Genomic DNA, 679 nt, shown 5'->3' on the forward strand with positions numbered 1-679 from the left:
ATACTGCCCCACCGCGCTGCCAACCAGGCTGAACGTCAGCGCACCGACGCCGCCGCTGGCTGAGCCAACCAACGTGCCAGACGCCGTTTCCAGGGTCGAACCTGGATCGCTGCCGGTGACAGTGCCGGCCGCCAGGTCGTTGCCGTCTTTGATCAGGTCCAGCGCCTTCTCGTACACCGTGACGTCATGGTCCGCACAGGCGATCAGGCCGTTGTGCACGTTGATGGTAATGGTCGTGGTGCTCTCATCGCCATCGGCGTCGCGAATGGTGTAGACGAATGTTTCCAGCGCATCCCTGGGCGAAGCGATGGTCGGGTCGGAGTGGTATTCGGCGTTGCCATAGGCATCGATGGTCAGGTAGCCGTACTGCCCATGCACCTGGGTGTTCAACTGGCCAATGGCCGAGGTCGAGGTATCGCTGCCGGCACGCACGCCGACCACGTATTGGCCATCACCCCGGGTATCAGCACCGACCACATCATTGAGCATCACGTTGCCGCGTACCACATCGCCCTTACCAACACTCACATAGTCACAATGTGCCTGCGGAACATCGTCGACGATGGTGATGGTTACGGTGCTGGTGGTCCAGTTACCCACCGTATCCTCGACCCGATAGGTGAACGATTCAGTGACGGTATTGGCGCCATCATTGGCATGGGTCGGCGAATTCGCGGGA

Annotated in this window: 1 protein-coding gene; it reads right to left on the minus strand. The window is 60.7% G+C overall.

Features of this window, described 5'->3' with window-relative positions; genetic code table 11:
• Positions 1-679: Ig-like domain-containing protein (locus APH34_RS28440; protein ID WP_218187078.1), on the minus strand; the 679-nt coding region annotated here is incomplete at both ends.

The sequence above is a fragment of the Pseudomonas sp. NBRC 111131 genome (genome assembly GCF_001320525.1).
Taxonomy (GTDB): Bacteria; Pseudomonadota; Gammaproteobacteria; order Pseudomonadales; family Pseudomonadaceae; genus Aquipseudomonas; species Aquipseudomonas ceruminis.